Genomic DNA, 18,739 nt, shown 5'->3' with positions numbered 1-18,739 from the left:
CCCTTTCTTGATGAGACTCCCCCTCCTTTCGTCAGTCTTGCGTGCGCTTCCTGCCGGCAGTGTAAAGACGAGTCAAAAAAGAAAGAACATCCCATTGAAGTGATGTTCTTTCTCGGTGCAACACTTGTTTCATTAATCCGCTTTGTACCACGTGATCCCGATCGCACCAGGACCAAGGTGTGTCCCGATAACCGGACCGAACACGCTCATTTCAATTTGCGCTTTCGGGAACCGTTGCTTGAGTACTTCGATTTCAGCACGTGCTTTGGCATCGTCTTCGGCATGGATGACACCGATGACATATCCTGCACCCTCATTATGAATCGTATCTTCCATCATCTCTTCAATCCGTTTAACCGCCCGTTTGAACGTCCGAATCTTTTCGAACGGAACGATTTTCCCATCGACGAAATGAAGAACCGGTTTAATCTTTAAGAAAGAACCAACGACGGCTTGCGTCATACTGAGACGTCCGCCCCGTTGTAAATGCTCTAAATCATCAACGACGAAATACGCACGAATCATCCCTTTAAGATCTTCAAGACGTGCGACGATTTCTGTTGCCGTCGCCCCGGCATCACGCATCCGGACAGCCTCCTTCACTAAGAATGCTTGCGGCATACATGAAATTCGTGAGTCGACCGGGTGCACTTGAACGTGATCAACCATCATATTAATGGTATGTAAAGCTTGATACGTTCCACTAATCCCGCTTGATAACGTAATTCCGATGATATCCGTTCCCGCCGGTAGTCGTTCAAAGGCATCCGTGATGTCACCGATGTTCGGCTGCGAAGTCGTTGGCAGACTTCCCGTTTGAATCTTCGCATAAAACTCAGGGACTGAGATATCGAACCCTTCACGATATGCATCACCATCAAAAATGACGCTGAGCGGTGCGACATGAACATTATTTTCTTCACAATAGGTAGTTGACAGATAGGCTGTACTATCCGTTAAAATCACAATCTGGCTCATCCGTGAATTTCCTCGCTTTTAAGAGTTCCGTCGTGACTTGTAATTTTCTGACACGTCACAATCGTTATTAAGTGTATCATAGTTCGTTTCGATACAAAAACAAAGACGGCGCCGCTTTGGCAACCGTCTTTTTATTATACGACGACGACCCAGCCGCGTCGGATTGCTTCGACGACAGCACCTGTCCGGTCGGGTACATTCATTTTCCGCAAAATTGAGGAAACATGATTTTTGACTGTTTTCTCACTGATATAGAGCGTATCACTAATCGCCCGGTTCGAGAAACCGTCAGCAAGCAACTGCAGTACTTCGCACTCACGACGCGTCAAGACGTGTAACGGCGCTTCCGCGACACGTTTTTCAATCGGTTGGGAAGACATCGTTTGTTTCATCTTCATCAAACGACGGTACTCTTGCAAAAGGTTTGGTGTGACTTTCGGGTGGACGTATCCCCCTTCGCGATAGACGGAACGAATCGCATTCACGAGTTCATCCGTCGCCATTTCTTTCAGAAGATAACCAACCGCTCCTGCGCCTAACGCGTGCATGACGTACGTTTCATCGTCATGAATCGACAAAATGATGACGCGGACATCCGGATGGACCTCCATGAGACGTTTTGTCGCTTCAACACCATTGACTTGCGGCATATTAATATCCATTAAGACGATATCCGGTTGATGGGCTTCGACGAGTGGAATCACTTCCGCTCCGCTCGCCCCTTCTGCGACAACGATGAATTCTTCTTCAAAATCAAGAATCCGTTTGACGCCTTCCCGGAATAACTGATGATCGTCGATGATGACTACTTTTACTTGCTCGTTATTCACTGTGTTTCCCCTCTCGCTTCGGATTCTTCGATCGGAATCCCTACCTTGATGACCGTCCCTTTATCTGGTTTCGTTTCGATTTCAAACGAACCATCAATCAATTCAATTCGCTCACGCATGCCAACAAGTCCAAACGACTCATCGCACGAAGCAAAAATTTCATCAAAGTCAAACCCGATCCCATTGTCCTTCACATGAATACGGACAGAATGTTGATACTGTTCTATGATAATACGAATGTCACTCGCTTTGGAATGCTTAACTGCATTTTGGACGGCTTCTTGAACAATTCGGAAGACAGCGACTTCATACGTCGACTCAATCCGCTCCCCACCGCCAAGATAATTAAAATGAATCGGAATGTTCGAAATTTCCTGCATATGACGAAGATAACGCTCGAGTGTCGGAACAAATCCAAGATCATCGAGTGTCATCGGACGTAAATCATAAATGATCCGGCGAATATCCGCGAGCCCGTCACGAATCAAGATCCGGAGGCGATGTATTTCTTCAAAGGCTGCTTCTGCTCCGTTATGCTGGTGAATCTTTTCAATTAAATCTGCACGAATCAAAACGTGAGCAAGCGTTTGTGCTGGTCCATCGTGCATGTCTCGAGATAAGCGCCGTCGCTCATTCTCAGCCGACTGAAATACTTTTAAACCCATCTCTTGTTTTTGCATCGCCTTTTCATACTTTTCATTCATGACCTGCATATCGTCCGTCAAAAAATTCAGGACAACCGAGACGCGACTGATCAGCATATCGGCTCGCTCAATCGTCTCATCAAGGTGGACTAAGCGACGCTCGAGTTCATCCCGCCGCTTTCGGCAGTTCATTTCATCCCGTTGGTTGATGAACGACTCGAGTTGAAGGGCATTCGCCGTTTCGTAGGCGCTTCTGACGTCTTGTTCGGAGTAATGATCGAAGTTCTTGCTGACGACGACGAGTCGTGCTTTTGAATCCTTGATCAGTCGTTCCAGTCGTTCGGCTTCTTTAATATAGTCATGAACACGCGTCTTCAAATCCCGTAACTCCTGTTGGATTTCTGCGTATTGTTCTCTTGAATCTTCTGTAATTCGAACGATTTCTTCCCGACTTTCTTCTACGACACCAATGATGTTCTGTACGATATCATTCAAGGACAGCCGCTCCCTCATCTCATTCGTCATGCTACTCCCTCCAGTCCCCGTGGTTGTCTCTCTCCCGATTCGTCGTTATGCTAGAAAGAACTAGTTAACGAGGAGGACATTTTTGATTATGTCATTATTTAATTATTATACAGTAAAAGAAAATGGTTTCCATGAAATCATTATACAAAAGTCACGATTTATTACATATTTAGCACGCGCTACCTCTGAGCAAGAAGCACAGGGCTTCATCGCGGCGATTAAAAAGCAACACCATGACGCCAATCACAATTGTTCAGCGTACGTCATCGGTGAACGAAATGACATTCAAAAAGCGAATGATGATGGTGAACCGAGTGGAACGGCCGGCGTTCCGATGCTCGAAGTGTTGAAAAAACGTAATCTCCGGAATACGGTTGTCGTCGTCACCCGCTACTTCGGAGGAATCAAGCTCGGTGGCGGTGGTTTAATCCGTGCTTACGGCACAAGTGTCTCAGAAGGATTGAATACAATCGGCGTCATCGAACGCGTTTCCCACGACCTCCTTGAAGTGACGGTCGATTACACATGGCTCGGAAAATTAGAAAATGAACTCCGGGCGACGCGTCACCTCATCGACCAAATCCATTACCTCGATCATGTTCAAATCGACGTCCTCGTCAATTCAGACGATGTCGCCCCATTCATCGAGTGGATGACGAACTTGACGAATGGGCAAGCGAAGATACACGAAAATGGTTCTCGCTACATCGAGCACGATGTGACCTGACGTGACATTCTGTCTCGACCTGCTATACTGTTTGTAAAGAATTTAAAAGTTTTTTAATTATTCAGTAAAGTTAGGGGCAATGAACAGTGGAGGATTCTACACGATCTCGTTCTAATAACCGAAAATCAAAACGCTCTTGGTTTAAGATTTTCGTCACCGTATTTCTCATCGTCTTAGTCACAGGTGGCGCTACGTTCGCCTACGTCGCATATAAAACCTTTCAAACAGCCAACAAAACAGAAGTAAAATTATCCCGTGGTGAAAAATCAGAAAAACGTCCAGCGGCCGTCGATTTGACGAAAGATCATTTCTCCGTCCTGCTCGTCGGGACGGACGAACGCCCTGGTGACACTGCTTCACGATCAGACACGATGATTGTCGCCACCTTCAACAAAGCGGAAAAGAAAGTCAGCATGTTGAGTATCCCCCGGGATTCCCTCGTCATGATTCCGTCTGTCGGCTACGAAGATAAAATTAATCACTCGTATGCGTTCGGAGGAATCGATTCAACGATTGAGACGGTCGAGAACTTGCTCGATATCCCAATCGACTATTATGGCTCAATCAACTTTAATGGTGTCGTCGCGATTGTCGATGCAATTGGCGGAGTCGACGTCGACGTCAAGTTGCCGATCGACACACTCGATTCATCTGATCAACAGAGCGGCGTCAAGCTCGATCCCGGCGTTCAGACATTAACCGGTGAAGAAGCACTCGCCTATGCCCGGATGCGCTACGAAGATCCCGAAGGTGACATCGGCCGTACAAAACGCCAACAACAAATTTTACAAGCCATCATCGATGAATCGACTTCGCTCGGTTCAATCACAAAGTTGAATCAATTGATGCAAGCGACCGGCGATAACTTCCAAACAAACATGTCGTTAACGGAAGCATTCCAGCTGCAGCCGTTCGTCAAGTCACTCGCGACCGTCAACCGGATCGACTTAGAAGGATCGGATGCCCGAATCAACGGCGGCTATTACTACAAGCTGGATGAAGAGTCGCTCCAAGAAGCAAAAAACATGTTAAAAGAACAACTCGCTCTGCCGACGAACCAGGCAAGTGAGGCATCGGCTGACGATTCAGGGACAAAAGATGATACGTCGACTGAAGCAAACTGACTTTGAGGCGTTGTTCGCATTACAAAAACGTGCTTATCAAATAGAGGCGGAGTTAATCGGTACGACCGATTTTCCACCTTTGCGCCAAACATCGGCTGAATTGACGCAAGAAGCTCCGCTCGGTTACGTCTTGACGTCCGAATCCGGACTCATCGGTTGCCTGACGTATTCCGATCGGACGATTACACGTCTGCTCGTCGCACCCGATTTTTTCCGGCAAGGTGTCGCCTCTCGTTTACTGCACCATGCGCTTGCAGCAGAGGATCTGCAGTTCGTCTCAACGGCAAAATTGAACGCGCCGGCGATTGCGCTTTATCATCAATTCGGTTTCATCGAAGACGCGACGACCGTCCGGCAAGACATCGCCCTCGTCCACCTCAAGCGTAAGACTGAAAACAATGGAGCTGACTCATAAGTCAAATCAAAATCAATATTTGTGTCGTACGTCTCCGACAACAATCAAACGGCCGATGATTCTGTTTTTTCATGGAATCATCGGCCATTTCTATGACTATTCTTTTCGCTCATGCCGTCTTGAAACCTATCCAAGTCACATATGGAAAAGTTCGCATTCCTTGTCCAAAACGATTACGCGCTGTCTATTAGAAAGACAGCGCGTTCAGGCTGTAGACAAAGTGCCATCGGGAGATCAAGCGTCTTTTTTCGTTGCTTTCCTCGGGCGAGGCGCAAGCCGTTGCTCCTTGATCCTAACGGACAAGAAGCAGGGTCTTGCCTGCCTCTAAAAGTGCGTTAAAAACGCACTTCTCCCCGCAGGAGTCAACGAAACGTGACGCTTTTTAGGTAACACTATGACGGAAATCCAGTCATGCAGACGGTTTAGGGCGCAATCTGTCTCGAATCGCTTTTAAAGCGAAAAGCAATCGGTCGCGACCCTGCAGCTTTGCTGTAGAGGCGCGGAAGATTGCCGCTTTGAAGACGAGGCGAGACAGGGAAGCGCGACCGGATTGTCTCTCGTTATCGCATGTTGACGCTTCATAAGAGTTTGTCTACACGCTGTACGCGCTGTCTATTAGAAAGACAGGGCGTTTTTAGTTTGTATCATACCTAGATGAAGTAACGGCCGGTTAGACACTCCTCTGTGTTAAGCGAGACCAATCCCGCTTAACACCATTCCAATCACTGCTCCAAGTAAAACGATGCGTAACGGCGACTGGTTATAAAAACGAAGTAAACAAAAGAGCCCGAAGGCGACGAAGAAATCGAGACCCGTCTCGACGCTCGATGTAAAGATGGGGTCATATAGGGCGGCTAACAACAAACCAACGACTGCTGCATTGACGCCGATCAACATCCGTCCGACTTGTTTGTTCATCCGGACGCGATCCCAAAACGGGACGACGCCAATCACGAGCAGAAAACCGGGTAAAAAAATCGCCAATGTCGCGAGCAGACCACCCGACACACCTGAAATGACCGTCCCGAGATACGTCGCAAATGTAAAGAGTGGACCGGGAACGGCTTGGGCCGCGGCATACCCCGCCAGAAAGTTCGTTCCGTCCATAAATCCTGGTACGAGTGCCTGGTTGAGAAACGGTAAGACGACGTGACCGCCCCCAAACACGAGTGCACCGGCATTGTACATGATGCTTGCAAGCTGCACGTTTCCCGTCGCCACCGTCGCTAAAATCGGTGTCGCGACTAACAAACCGAAAAAGAGTATGAGCGCACTGATGCTCCACACGCGTGATACGTGAATGGCTAACGGCTGACCAGATTGTGGTTCAACTTTAAACAAGAGTAATCCGAACAATGCCGCCAGTAGTAAGACACCGACTTGCGCAAGCGGATGATCGAAGATTAAGACACCTGCAAGCGCAAGCAACATCAACGCTAACCGCTTCGGTCCAACAGCAAGCTTCATCCCCATTCCGAGTACAGCATCGGCAACAATCGCCACCGCGACGAGTTTCAGACCGTGAATGAATCCCGCATCGGTCAAATCGTAAGTTGTCGCAAGCAATGCGAACATGATCAATAACAGACTCGACGGTAATGTAAACCCGATAAAGGAAATGATTGCACCGACGACGCCACCACGAATCAACCCGATTCCCATCCCGACTTGACTCGATGCCGGACCGGGAAGAAACTGGCAAAGTGCCACAAGATCGGCGTAGCCTTTCTCGTCAATCCACTTCCTTCGTTTGACGTATTCTTCATAAAAGTATCCGAGATGCGCGACAGGACCTCCGAACGATGTCAAGCCGAGCTTCAAAGAGACGATGAAGATTTCTATCCATCTACTCATTTCTCCACCTCCAACACCTAGTATACGAAACGTTTGTAAATTTTTTGTGACAGCTTACAGTTCAGTCGACTTTTGTTTTCCGTATGTCCCCTTTCTCCACAATGCTTCGATTGGCCCTTGGTGATGGTGTCGCAAATACCAACGCGAGAAAAACGTTTGGCAGGCTAATAAGATGAGAGCTCCTAACGTCCCTTGCCACAGCGGAATCGTGCCGTATGTCCCGGATAAGAAAACAAGGACTGTAAAAACGAGTGTGTGCGTCAAATAATTCGTTAGCGCCATCCGTCCGAGCAAGCGGAACCCTTCCATTCGCAGGCCGGCCCGAACAACCAAGGCGATGGCTGTCGCATAAGTAATGGCGAGCGTTCGTCCGGACAACCAGACGAAAAAGTAATTGATTAGTCCATCTGCAACCTGCCCTTGGTGAACGCGAATAATTTGCGTTAGTGCAGGGAGTGACAAAATCAAGCTTACGAGGAACCCTACGATGAGTAATCGTGTTGTCGGTGGCCGCACTGAAAAGCGTTCCATCAAATAGGCGCCGATTAAAAAGAGAGATAAAATTTCCGGCCAAAGCATCAACGTATTTCCGAGTGCATCCGGCAATTGGACGGTCGCATGATAAATGAAATAACCTCCGAGATCACGTTCGGCAACAAGATCGGTCAATCGACCGTCCGGTTCAATGATGGAACGATCGCCTTCTGATTGAGCAAAGAGATAAATTGAAAGATAGAGAGAGACCGTATACAGTTGGAGGGCAAGACCGATGAAGAGTTTGGTCAGCGGTCGTGTTTTGACGAAGAGCAACAAAAGGAATCCGCAAAACGCATACGTTTGGAGGATGTCACCTTCCCAAAACAATAAATGAATGAGACCAATCGCAAATAAAATCGTCAAACGGCGAACAAAAATCCACAGCGAACGCTTTTTTTGACGGAGCCGGTCGATGAAGAGGATAAAGCCAGCACCAAACAACGCGCTAAACAACGTATAAAACTTCGTTTGAATGAACAAATCAAAGAAAAGCCGGAGCAATCGGTCGACTTGTCCCATATCGGACACGAACCGTTCCCCGAGAAAACTCGGCATGTTGACGAGCAAAATCCCACACAGTGCAAAACCACGGAGGACATCCAAATAAATAATCCGTTCTTTTTCCGCTATCGGATTCATAATAGTCTCCTTAATCGTCAATCAGCCGCCCAAAAATCAAATTTTGAGCGGCTGATTGGTCATTTTGATGTAAGTCGTTCGAGTAAATTCAATAACGGACGATAGCGTTCGCCAAGTAGTCCCAGCGATTCGACTAAGATATCGAGCACAATCAATAACATGATTAACGAAACGAGTGCCCCGACGGAATTCGTTTGTGAAAATAAAATCGCCGTCATGCCGAAAATCGCACACAACCCATAAATCACGAGCACAGCTTGGCGCATCGTAAATCCAAGATCGAGCAGACGATGATGCAGGTGGGCTTTGTCTGGTGCGAACGGTGGTTTCCCTTGAAGAACACGCCGGACGATTGCAAACAACGTGTCGGAGATCGGAATCCCGAGCAAGATGACCGGAACGGCAAGCGAGAACAAGGTCACGTTTTTAAAACCGAGTAACGATAAGACACCAAGCATGTATCCAAGGAACAAGGCCCCTGTATCCCCCATGAAAATCTTCGCCGGATAAAAATTGTGGAATAAAAAGCCGAGCGTGCTCATCAAGAGTAAAATTGCGACGATCGTCACGTAAACATTTCCTTGGATGACAGCGAGGCTGATCAACGTCAACAACACGATGCTCGAGACACCGGCTGCGAGTCCATCCAGTCCATCAATCAAGTTGACGGCATTCGTAATCCCGATGACCCAAAGAAACGTCAACGGCACACTCCACCAACCGAGAAACAGTTGCTGGTCAAACGGCAAATTGATGAATTCGATTCGAATACCTCCATTTAAGACGATGACGGCAGCAACAATTTGTCCCATCAGTTTCAACCGGGCATTCAATTGGAATCGGTCGTCGAAGGCCCCCGTCAAAATGATGACGAATCCTCCGACTAGAATATGAGTCGCATAGGGACTCGAAGGTTGCAAAATAAAATAGCCAATCATGAACGCGATATAAATCGCCAAACCACCTAGACGTGGCATGATTCGCACATGTACTTTTCGCGCGTCCGGACTGTCAACGGCACCGACTGCAATCGCAAAGCGTTTTACGACGGGTGTGATCAGTAAGGCCGCGATAAAACAGACGATGGACGCAGTCCATAACATAATAACATCACGCTCCTGCGCGAATTATATCATAAAAAAAAAGAGCCGACGAGCGGCTCACATGAAGATTGGGACTTCAGCAGACGGATCATATGTATAAATCCCACGGCCAACCTTTTTGATTGCCGGGTTCGCTTGCTCGACTTTCGCCATCAATTGATAGATGTTACTGATTTGATGACGGTAACGTAATTCAAGTTCCATTTGAATGTCACGTGCCGACATCGATTCACGTTCACGCATCAAATCACTGATTTGGTGGACGTACACTTCAAGCGGGTAACGCTGATTGACACGCCGTTGTTTTAGAGGGCGTTCTTGTGCTACGGCGATTTCTTTTGAATACTCTCCAGCACCACGACTCAACTCTGCAATCAAGTATTCTGCACGCCGTTGAAGACGGCGGTATTCCTCTTCAATCTCCATCAACTCACGATAAATGTGTTCACTCGTTCCCATGTTTACCCTACCTTCCAAAATTAAACATAAATATTTCAATTATATTTCAATTGTATGTTTATTGAAATATTACAGACTATAAATTGTCTGTGTAATATATAATTTTTTTAAATATTTAATTATCCTGTAATATTTTCATCAAACACCCGATACAATGGTTACACCTCATATTAACAGAAAGGAGCTAGAACGGAACATATAAATTATAAATTAAACTATCTCAAAAGCACTTATTTTATTCGTAAAGGTGTTCTAACTATTGATTTTACACAAAAGGAGACTGGAAAATTAATGGACAAATTAACTAAATTATTGTCGTTTGCACTAGTACTTTTGCTTCTACTCACGGTTGCGTTTCCGTCTTCTTTAGTATCGGCAGCTAGCGGTACTTCTTTTACGAAAACGACTTATAAAACAACAGATTCTTTAAATCTTCGGACATCCAATACAACCACGTCGAAAAAGTTGACGACGATTCCGAAAAACACACAGATCAGCTCCTCTTATCGTAAAGGGAATTGGTACAAACTGTCTTATCAAGGAAAGACGGGCTACGTGCTAGGAACATACTTAAAGAAAGTCGTCACGGGGACTGCTTTCGCGAAGACAACTTATCAAACAACCGCAGCACTTTCTTTACGCAAAGCAACGACGACTTCTTCGACACGGCTGTTGACGATTCCAACAGGTAAAAAAATCAGCTCAAGCTATAAAGATGGAAACTGGTACAAAGTCACGTACAGTAATAAAACCGGTTACGTCTCCGGCTCTTACTTAAAAAAAGTCGCGGCTTCGACAACATCGAAAACGACTGCTTATACAACAACCGAACGGTTAAATCTTCGTACCGCACCGAGTGCATCCGGGAAACTGATCTTGACGATTCCGAAAACTCAAGTCGTTCAGTCGCTATCTACAAGTGGCGCGTGGCATAAAGTGACCTATAACGGATCGACGGGTTATGTCATCGGTACTTACTTGAAAAAAGGGACTTCTTCTCCCGCCTCTTCTTCTACGGCGAGCGTCGATTACAGCGGTTCAAAAATGTATGTCCTCATCAGCTCAGGTAGTACGGTCACATTACGCTCCGGTCCGTCTTCTTCAAGTAGCCAACTCGCTCGTCTCGGACGCGGTACGCCGGTCGTCGTCTCAAACAGTACACATAAAACACGTGGTTATGTCGCGGTCAAGACAGCGGACGGACGCTCCGGTTATGTCGAGTCGATGTATTTAACCCTCTTTCAACCCGCTCCTTCGAATCGACCATTGATCGTCCTTGATCCTGGTCATGGCGGTTATGATCCCGGTGCTACACGGGTCGGACTAACAGAACGCGATATCGTCCTCGCCGTCGCGCGTCAGGTCGCAAGCCTTCTCGAAGGAAAAGTCGATTTACAATTAACGCGGTATACGAATGACTATTATCCGACATTGACCGACCGCAGCGTCATGGCGAACTCACATGCAACTGCTCGCTTCGTCAGCATCCATATCAATGCCTCAAACGCTACGAGCGCTTCCGGTGCCGAAAACTATTACTATAGCGGATCAACATCCATTCAATTAGCAAATGCGATTCAACAACGGCTGGTCAGTTATGCCGGTATGCGAAATCGCGGTGTGGATTTCGGTAACTTAGCGGTCATCCGAGGCACGAATGCTCCCGCCGTTTTGACAGAACTCGGATTCCTTTCAAACAGCACGGATCGTTCGAAGTTAACGAACGCTGCCTACCAGGCACGTTACGCACAAGCGATCGCAGATGGAATTCTCGCGACACTTTAATTTTCCACAACACTTCGAGCCGACTAAAAAATATGACATACAATCACAAAAAAGGATTGCCATCTACCGATGCGCAATCCTTTCAGCGTGTAGACAAACTATTAAAAAGCGTAAACATATGGTATCGAGATGCAATCCGTTCGCGCTTCCCTGTCTCGCCTCGTCTTCAAAGCGGCAATCTTCCGCGCCGCTACAGCAAAGCTGCAGGATCGCGACCGATTGCTTTTCGCGGTTCTAAGCGATTCGAAACGGATTGCGCTCTAAAACGTCTCCATGCCCGGCTTTTTGGTCACGGTATTAGCTAAAAAGCGTCATATTTCGTTGACTCCTACGGGAAAAAGTGCGTTTTTAACGCACGTTCAGAGGCAGGCAAGACCCTGCTCGTTGTCCGTAAGGACCAAGGAGCAACGGCTTGCGCCTCGCCCGAGGAAAGCAACGAATAAAGACGCTTTTTCTCCTGATAGCACTTTGTCTACAGTCTGCACGCTAAAAGGATTGCCATCTACCGATGAATTTTGCGAAAAAAATTTGTTTTGAGAAGAAGCAGGAAAGCAACTTTTCACCATCCGTTAAGATTAAAAACCGCTTAATTTGTCTATACGCAAAAAGGACCGCTCAGGGAAGCGGTCCTTTTCCTCACATGAAAAGAGTCAATCAGATGAAACAACGAACCATCAGGGAATGGAACGTTGTCGTTAGCGATTAGCTAAGATTTGCTCAAGGGAAAGCAAATCTGTCGAATCGACACGATAGTCTGCCTCATGTAACGTCGTTTCCGGTCCGACGCCGACAGCATACATGCCTGCCGCGTGGATGGCTGTAATACCGGCTGCTGCATCTTCTACACCGATACAGCGACTCGGATCGACGTCAAGCGCTTCAGCTGCCCGTAAAAACACTTCAGGGTGTGGTTTAGACTGAGCAACTGTTGCCGCATCGACGATATCATCGAAATAGTGTCGGACCTTTAGTGCCTCAACGACCGTCAGCGCATTTTTCGAAGCCGACGCCATACCGATTTTCAGCCCAGCAGCCCGAATTTCATCCAAGAACGAAATAATTCCCGGAAGAAGATCTTGTTCTGAGATATGTTGAATCAACTCGACGTAGTGCTCGTTCTTTTTCGTCGCAAGCGCGTTTTTTTCGGCTTCCGTGAAAGCATGCTGCTTTCCACCGAGCGCCAAGATCCGCTCTAACGAATCGGTCCGACTTACACCTTTAAGTGTTTCGTTGAAATCCCGGTCGAACGGAATCTCAAGCTCCTCTCCGAGTTGCTTCCACGCTAAGTAATGATACTCGGCTGTATCGGTAATCACGCCGTCTAAGTCAAAAATAACCGCTTCAATCGTTGGTGCCATCCGACATCCATCCTTTCATCCATCGTACATGAAAGACAAGAAATCGAATGATTTGCGCAAACGATTGCACTTGCCTCAAGAAATATTTTACCTCTTCATACACCTCTTTGCAAGCGTTATCAAAAATTTCTTCATTTAGACCTTTTGAAGTTATCAGGAAAAATTAGTTTGCATTGATAACGCTTTCAAATAAGCATAAATGTTTTCTCTATTTATCTCTTTACTATTCGTTTTACATTTTTTAACTGGTATAATCAGGTTAGTTTTAGAATCGGAATTGAAGGAGTGACTTAGTATGTTTCAACGTGTCAAACAACTACTCGACGAACAGAGCCGTCGGATGCGACGTTATGAAAAAATCGTCCTGTCGATCAATAGTCTAGAAGCGGAAATGCAACAGAAGACCGATGACGAACTCTGCCGCTTAACCGCTTCTTTAAAAGAACGTCTTCAGACGGGTGAGTCGGTCGAAGCGATTACTGCGACTGCATTTGCGCTTGTTCGGGAAGCGAGTAAGCGGACGCTCGGATTCCGCCATTACGATGTCCAGCTGATTGGTGGCCTATCGCTACTTGAAGGACATATCGCCGAGATGGCGACCGGGGAAGGAAAAACCCTCGTCGCTTCGCTCGCCAGTTTTACACAGAGTCTGTACGGGCAAGGCGTCCATGTCATCACCGTCAATGAATATTTGGCCCGCCGTGACGCGGAACAAATCGGACAAATCCATCGCTTTTTAGGACTGACGGTCGGCATCAATCATTCCGACTTATCATTTGACGAGAAGCGAGCCGCCTACGCTGCCGATATTACATACGGAGTCGGAACGGAGTTCGGTTTTGATTACCTTCGCGACCATCTCGTCATGCGCAAAGAAGACCGGTTGCAACGCCCTCTCCGCTTTGCTCTGATCGATGAAGTCGATAGCATCTTGATTGATGAAGCTAAAACCCCCCTCATCATGGCGGAACGTGACACCGTTCACGAAGCGCTCCAACAACTCGTCCGTCGTGTCATCGAAGCGTTCCAGCCAGAGGAAGATTATACGTTTGACGATGAAATTAAAGCGGTTGCCTTAACCGACCAAGGCATCGAGACGATTGAGCGAACGTTCGGAGTCGATCAACTCTTTGCGGCAGAACATGCTGTCTTGTTTCATTATGTCATCCAGGCACTTCGCGCGCATGTCGTCTTGACACGCGATATCGACTACATCGTCAAAGATGATAAAATCGCCCTCGTCGACTTATTCACAGGTCGCTTAATGGAAGGGCGCAGTTTATCTGACGGCCTACACCAAGCACTCGAGGCAAAAGAGAATGTTACCGTGACTGAAGAAAACCGGACGACAGCCCAAATCACGATTCAACATTATTTCCGCCTCTACCGTCATGTTTCGGGTATGACGGGAACCGCGTCGACCTCACGCGATGAGTTCCTGAAAACTTACCGGATGGATGTCGTATCGATTCCACCGAATCGCCCGAAAATCCGAATCGATGAACCAGACGTCCTTTTTTTGACGCGTCAGGAAAAATATCAGGCCATCGCACAGGCAACACGACTCGCACATCAAACAGGACAACCCGTATTGATCGGGACGACTTCAATCGAACAATCCCTAAAAGTCGCTCACGTCCTGGAGCGCGAACAGTTGCCTTATGAGATTTTGAATGCAAAGACGGTTGATCAAGAAATCCGAATCATCGAGTCAGCCGGACAAGCCGGCCGGATTACGATTGCGACGAACATGGCCGGTCGTGGAACGGATATCGTCCTCGATGCCTCTGCCAAACAGCAAGGTGGATTGTTGGTCATCGGGACAGAACGCCACGAGTCGGTCCGCATCGATAATCAACTTCGCGGCCGGGCCGGTCGCCAAGGTGATCCAGGATTGACGCGCTTCTATTTATCACTCGAAGACGAGCTTCCCCGCCGCTTCGCAAAAGACCGCCTCACCCGTGTTCAAAAAAAGCTTCCCGATGTCGCAGGTCCTGTCACGTTAAAAGAGGCGCGTCAGTTGATGTGCTATGCGCAGGAGACATGTGAATCCGTCAACCGGAGCGTCCGTGATGAACTCGTCCAGCTAGAAGATGTCATCAGTGAGCAACGCCTCGCGATCTATCGTCTTCGCAATCAAATTGTTGAGTCCGAGTCACTTGAAGGGTTCGTCCAGTCCTTTGCTGCTCGTGTCATTCATGCCTTAGTCGATGAGCATCTCCATGACGCGCTCGTTCCAGAAGAATGGCCACTGGCATTACTGACATCGGAACTTGAACAGCTCGTCCAACAACCGGTCCTGCTCGAGCGCGTCGAATCGCGTGAAGAAATGAAACAACGATTGACTCCACTCATTGCAGAGACCGAGACCACGATGGCAGACCATCTTGCGTCCCATGAAGAAACAGCACGTCGCTTCATGCTGCTCGCACTCGATGAACAGTGGACGGGTCACTTAACGGCGATGAATTCATTGAAGGAAGGGATTCATCTTCGCGGTTATGCGCAGGAACAACCTGTTCGTATCTTTGAACAGGAAGGAATGGACTACTTCACTTATGCGATTTCTACTTTTGAAAAACAGATTGTCTCTAGTCTTTGTCGCTTCGAAAGTGTTACGACTGAAGGAGGAATGCTTCATGCAACCGTCGACTGATTCACCGGTTATTCAACCTGCGCTCTATTTCACGGACGATATGCCAATCGTCAAAGAAGATGAGTATGTCTTCCGCTACGTCGCGGCACAACTACCTGGACTCGCTCCTGGTCAAATGGCAATCCACCTCTTCCAAAGGTTAGAAAACAAGCCGTTGCGCTTGATTGCCTTGTTCCAAAATACACTTGACCAAGCTTTCCAGCTGAATGATTTAGTCGTTCTTGCACTGTCCGGCGACCAGTTGATTGCCCGGAAAACGCTTAGTATCGAGGAGATACCGGTCCTTTTACCAATGGTAACAATTCCGCTTTGGCTTGAGTTTGCGGAAGAAGATGTGTTTGTCGACCTTGATTTACTTACTGATCCGGTCCAACTTGTCTTTTCGAACGAATTATTGACCGATGTGCTGATTGATTCGTCCTTCTCGGAGACTGAACGCCAACGGATCCGCCAAATCGCTTTTTCTCACCCGATTCCTCCGACAGACGGTTGGTCGCTCCTTCCGGTATCGATTCTAAAAAAAGAGACTTCCGTTGAAGCGATTGTCTTAGTGCGTAATCCAAGTAATCAGCTTTTGACACTCGATCAGTTGGCATTCGAACTCGTGACCGGAGAAACGACGCTTGCGCAGACCGAGCACCCCGCTGTATCTGTTTTTTCGACGAGCGAATATGCCATTCGCCTCCAGTTTGACTATTCGGCAAAGGCAACTGAAACGTTCGCCCTCCGCTACCTCCCCTAATCAACAACGAGGCGCCTCGTCCAATGACGAAGCGCCTCGTTCCTTTTTTATCCTTTTAACAATCCGATGACGCGGACGTCGACTGCTTTCGGTGGGAATGCCAACATGTTTTCCATGTCTTGCACAATCCGTTCTTGCACTTTACCCGCTGTCTTGATGATCGACATACCATACTTGATATGAACAGCCAGGCTGACCGTAATCTCGCCTCCGACATCTTCGACCTTAACGAGTTTGACCATTTGTTTTTCTTGCAGTTTCGAATCATCTTGCGTAAATGCGATACCTTCTGTTTCCTTGACGGCAACTCCGGCGATGACCTCGATTACCTGCTGAGAAACGTTTACGACACCATCCGCGTTGTTTAAGTTATATGACATACTTTCCACGCCCTTCATCTATTAATCCATCTACTTTAAAGTGTATAGCATTTAACCTTTTTTTGAAAGGTCTTCCCGCTTCTCGACAATCGGACGGATGTCAATTTCAATCAATGGGCGTAACATCCGAACAACTGCCGGGTGAACGATGATTCCGACGATTAAAATCGCAACGCCAAAAATGATCAACAAAGCGACCCAAGGTTCTGTTACAAATGCACCCGTTACATATTGTCGCCAAGCCATGACGAAGAAGACGTGTAAAAGATAAACGTAGAGACTCAGCTCCCCTGCCCGGGTCACGAGTGGAAGCCTGCGCATCGGCACAAGCATCATGAACCCGAGTGACGCCGTGATCGATAAGAAATAGATGACGCTATGCTTCAGTACCCCGACCCAGGCATCGCTATCATATTGTTCGACGTAAGGAAAACGGTGTTTAAAGGCATTTGCAAGATCGACGACTTCTTGCGGTGTATCCCGCCAGGCTTGAAACAATAAAAAACCGACGACGGAAGTAAACGCGAGTCCGCCCAGTAAGCGGACGTTCATCCGGCGTTTGAAATTTTTCGGCATCTCGAAAATCCGGATAAACTCGTGTTCCGAGAGATAGTTCCCTAATAAGAAATACGGATAGAACATGATTAACTTCCGTAATGCCAGGAATCCTGTATTCTCAAGTTCGAAGCCGTATAACAGGGCGAACGCTAAACCGAACCAGATATATCCTCTCAAGTGCACGACGTATGGTGTGACAATGTACCAGACGACCATGACGAACAAATACCAAAGCGCCCAGTACGGACGCAACAAGTGCGTCCCGATATTTTGACCGGAAAATAAGGGTAACCCTTCCCCAAAGGTTGCCCACGACCCGATTAAAATTTGCCAGACACAATAGACGGCAAATAATTGAATCACCCGTAAGTACTTGTTTTCGCGAAAGAAGTAGCCACTCAAAATGATGAACAATGGCATGTGGAACGAATAAATAATTAAATAGACCGTCTCGAGTACCTTGCCATCATAGTCGAACCGAATATCAGTCAGCATATGACCAATGACAACGAAAATGACAAGAAATCCTTTAATATTGTCGAACCATGGATTTCGATTCATGTTACACTACCCCTTATACTCCTCTGAAAGGAACGATTGTTTTATGAAAAAAGCACTATTGATTCTCTCGGTTGTCATAAACATCGTTCTCCTTGCACTACTGTTCGGACGTAAACCACTTGATTTAATCGAAGACGTCTTCCCTGCAATGAGTTCGAAACCGGTTACGACATTCCAATACACAAAAAACTCCAACTATGTCCGATTGAATAGTCTCTTCCATACTTATCAATACCCAAAATCTCCGAATGCTGTCATGTTAGGTGATTCGATGACACATTTTGGTGACTGGCGGATTTTGATGAATGATTCATCGATCGTTAATTTCGGGATTCCCGGTGATACAACGGAAGGATTTTTGACACGACTTGACCTAATTCTTGAGTTAGAACCAAAACAAGTTTTCGTGATGGGTGGTATCAATGACATCCGGCACTTCACACCCGTCTCTAAGATTACAGAGAATATGACGACGATCGTGACGACACTCCGAAAAAATAACATCGACGTCGTCATCCAGTCAACGGTCCCCGTCGCACCGAAATATTCCGACTCCGTCCGGGTCAACCGTGAAGTCGAAGCGTTGAACCGTAATTTGAAGCAGCTCGCAGAATCGGTCGATGCCGACTTCGTCGATTTACGGCCGGTCTTGACGAACGATCAAGGATACCTCCAAAATCGGATGACGTATGATGGGTTGCACCTCGTCGGTGGCGGTTACTTGCGGTGGAGCGATGCCTTAAAACCGTATGCAGAAAAGATAGATGTGACGGAAAATAAATAAGCTCTACTCGGCCGACCCGAATGATGCGCTTGTCATTCGGTTGGCTTTGATTGTATTCAAAAATCTAAAAAGGACGATTC

Annotated in this window: 17 protein-coding genes; 7 read left to right on the top strand and 10 right to left on the bottom strand. The window is 47.2% G+C overall.

Annotated features, from left to right (window positions below):
* Positions 1 to 132: 132 nt before the first annotated feature.
* The 3 genes from KNP99_RS05010 to KNP99_RS05000 form a co-directional block, all read right to left on the bottom strand.
* Positions 133 to 978, bottom strand: a complete 846-nt coding sequence (locus tag KNP99_RS05010; RefSeq protein WP_215193058.1) for a DegV family protein — start codon at positions 976 to 978, stop codon at positions 133 to 135.
* A gap of 134 nt (positions 979 to 1,112) precedes the next feature.
* Positions 1,113 to 1,808: a response regulator gene (locus KNP99_RS05005; protein ID WP_088837798.1), complete on the bottom strand. Its 696-nt coding sequence runs from the start codon at positions 1,806 to 1,808 to the stop codon at positions 1,113 to 1,115.
* Entirely contained in the window at positions 1,805 to 2,977 is a 1,173-nt protein-coding gene (locus KNP99_RS05000) for a sensor histidine kinase (RefSeq protein WP_088837799.1), read from the bottom strand. The genes KNP99_RS05005 and KNP99_RS05000 overlap by 4 nt, the downstream gene beginning before the upstream one ends.
* An 88-nt stretch (positions 2,978 to 3,065) precedes the next feature.
* Between KNP99_RS05000 and KNP99_RS04995 the strand changes: the two genes are divergently transcribed.
* The 3 genes from KNP99_RS04995 to KNP99_RS04985 all read left to right on the top strand — a co-directional run bounded on the left by KNP99_RS04995 (position 3,066) and on the right by KNP99_RS04985 (position 5,243).
* Positions 3,066 to 3,704 carry a YigZ family protein gene (locus KNP99_RS04995; RefSeq protein WP_214768858.1) on the top strand — a complete coding sequence of 213 codons (639 nt, stop codon included), beginning with the start codon at positions 3,066 to 3,068 and terminating at the stop codon, positions 3,702 to 3,704.
* Between the two features lie 86 nt (positions 3,705 to 3,790).
* Positions 3,791 to 4,828, top strand: a complete 1,038-nt coding sequence (locus KNP99_RS04990) for an LCP family protein (RefSeq protein ID WP_214768860.1) — start codon at positions 3,791 to 3,793, stop codon at positions 4,826 to 4,828.
* Positions 4,803 to 5,243, top strand: a complete 441-nt coding sequence (locus tag KNP99_RS04985; protein ID WP_215193057.1) for a GNAT family N-acetyltransferase — start codon at positions 4,803 to 4,805, stop codon at positions 5,241 to 5,243. The genes KNP99_RS04990 and KNP99_RS04985 overlap by 26 nt, the downstream gene beginning before the upstream one ends.
* 687 nt (positions 5,244 to 5,930) lie before the next feature.
* Here the strand turns inward: KNP99_RS04985 and chrA are convergent.
* From chrA to KNP99_RS04965, 4 genes are read right to left on the bottom strand one after another with little or no spacing between them, the layout of a single operon-like run.
* Positions 5,931 to 7,097, bottom strand: coding sequence for a chromate efflux transporter (chrA, locus tag KNP99_RS04980; RefSeq protein ID WP_214807177.1), 1,167 nt, complete (start codon positions 7,095 to 7,097; stop codon positions 5,931 to 5,933).
* Positions 7,098 to 7,151: 54 nt separating this feature from the next.
* Entirely contained in the window at positions 7,152 to 8,273 is a 1,122-nt protein-coding gene (locus KNP99_RS04975) for a DUF418 domain-containing protein (protein ID WP_088837804.1), read from the bottom strand.
* 59 nt (positions 8,274 to 8,332) lie between these two features.
* The gene (locus tag KNP99_RS04970; RefSeq protein WP_214766783.1) at positions 8,333 to 9,376 is read right to left on the bottom strand and encodes a glycosyltransferase family 4 protein; all 1,044 of its coding nucleotides are present in this window, start codon (positions 9,374 to 9,376) and stop codon (positions 8,333 to 8,335) included.
* A gap of 57 nt (positions 9,377 to 9,433) precedes the next feature.
* Positions 9,434 to 9,835 carry a Rok-like winged helix domain-containing protein gene (locus tag KNP99_RS04965; protein ID WP_029331484.1) on the bottom strand — a complete coding sequence of 134 codons (402 nt, stop codon included), beginning with the start codon at positions 9,833 to 9,835 and terminating at the stop codon, positions 9,434 to 9,436.
* Between the two features lie 291 nt (positions 9,836 to 10,126).
* Here KNP99_RS04965 and KNP99_RS04960 point away from each other — a divergent pair, with 291 nt between their 5' ends.
* On the top strand, positions 10,127 to 11,620 hold the full coding sequence (locus KNP99_RS04960) for an N-acetylmuramoyl-L-alanine amidase (RefSeq protein ID WP_215193056.1): 1,494 nt from the start codon (positions 10,127 to 10,129) through the stop codon (positions 11,618 to 11,620).
* 695 nt (positions 11,621 to 12,315) lie between these two features.
* Here the strand turns inward: KNP99_RS04960 and pgmB are convergent.
* A complete protein-coding gene (gene pgmB, locus KNP99_RS04955; RefSeq protein WP_214767987.1) occupies positions 12,316 to 12,978 on the bottom strand; it encodes a beta-phosphoglucomutase in 663 nt (220 codons plus the stop codon).
* Between the two features lie 295 nt (positions 12,979 to 13,273).
* Here pgmB and secA point away from each other — a divergent pair, with 295 nt between their 5' ends.
* Positions 13,274 to 15,634, top strand: a complete 2,361-nt coding sequence (gene secA / locus KNP99_RS04950; protein ID WP_214768866.1) for a preprotein translocase subunit SecA — start codon at positions 13,274 to 13,276, stop codon at positions 15,632 to 15,634.
* Complete coding sequence (locus KNP99_RS04945; protein WP_214768868.1) at positions 15,618 to 16,376, top strand: SLAP domain-containing protein; 759 nt, start codon at positions 15,618 to 15,620, stop codon at positions 16,374 to 16,376. The genes secA and KNP99_RS04945 overlap by 17 nt, the downstream gene beginning before the upstream one ends.
* A 47-nt stretch (positions 16,377 to 16,423) precedes the next feature.
* Here KNP99_RS04945 and KNP99_RS04940 read toward each other — a convergent pair whose 3' ends face one another.
* The gene (locus KNP99_RS04940; protein WP_235195173.1) at positions 16,424 to 16,756 is read right to left on the bottom strand and encodes an Asp23/Gls24 family envelope stress response protein; all 333 of its coding nucleotides are present in this window, start codon (positions 16,754 to 16,756) and stop codon (positions 16,424 to 16,426) included.
* A gap of 51 nt (positions 16,757 to 16,807) precedes the next feature.
* The gene (locus KNP99_RS04935) at positions 16,808 to 17,875 is read right to left on the bottom strand and encodes an acyltransferase family protein (RefSeq protein ID WP_088837812.1); all 1,068 of its coding nucleotides are present in this window, start codon (positions 17,873 to 17,875) and stop codon (positions 16,808 to 16,810) included.
* Between the two features lie 43 nt (positions 17,876 to 17,918).
* On the opposite strand from KNP99_RS04935, the gene KNP99_RS04930 reads away from it, so the two are divergent.
* Complete coding sequence (locus tag KNP99_RS04930; RefSeq protein WP_088837813.1) at positions 17,919 to 18,659, top strand: SGNH/GDSL hydrolase family protein; 741 nt, start codon at positions 17,919 to 17,921, stop codon at positions 18,657 to 18,659.
* Positions 18,660 to 18,739: the final 80 nt, after the last annotated feature.

Origin of the sequence: Exiguobacterium sp. s95, from assembly GCF_018618655.1 — a bacterium.
In the GTDB taxonomy this organism is placed as follows: domain Bacteria; phylum Bacillota; class Bacilli; order Exiguobacteriales; family Exiguobacteriaceae; genus Exiguobacterium_A; species Exiguobacterium_A oxidotolerans.
This window is presented reverse-complemented; position numbering and strand designations above follow the sequence as displayed.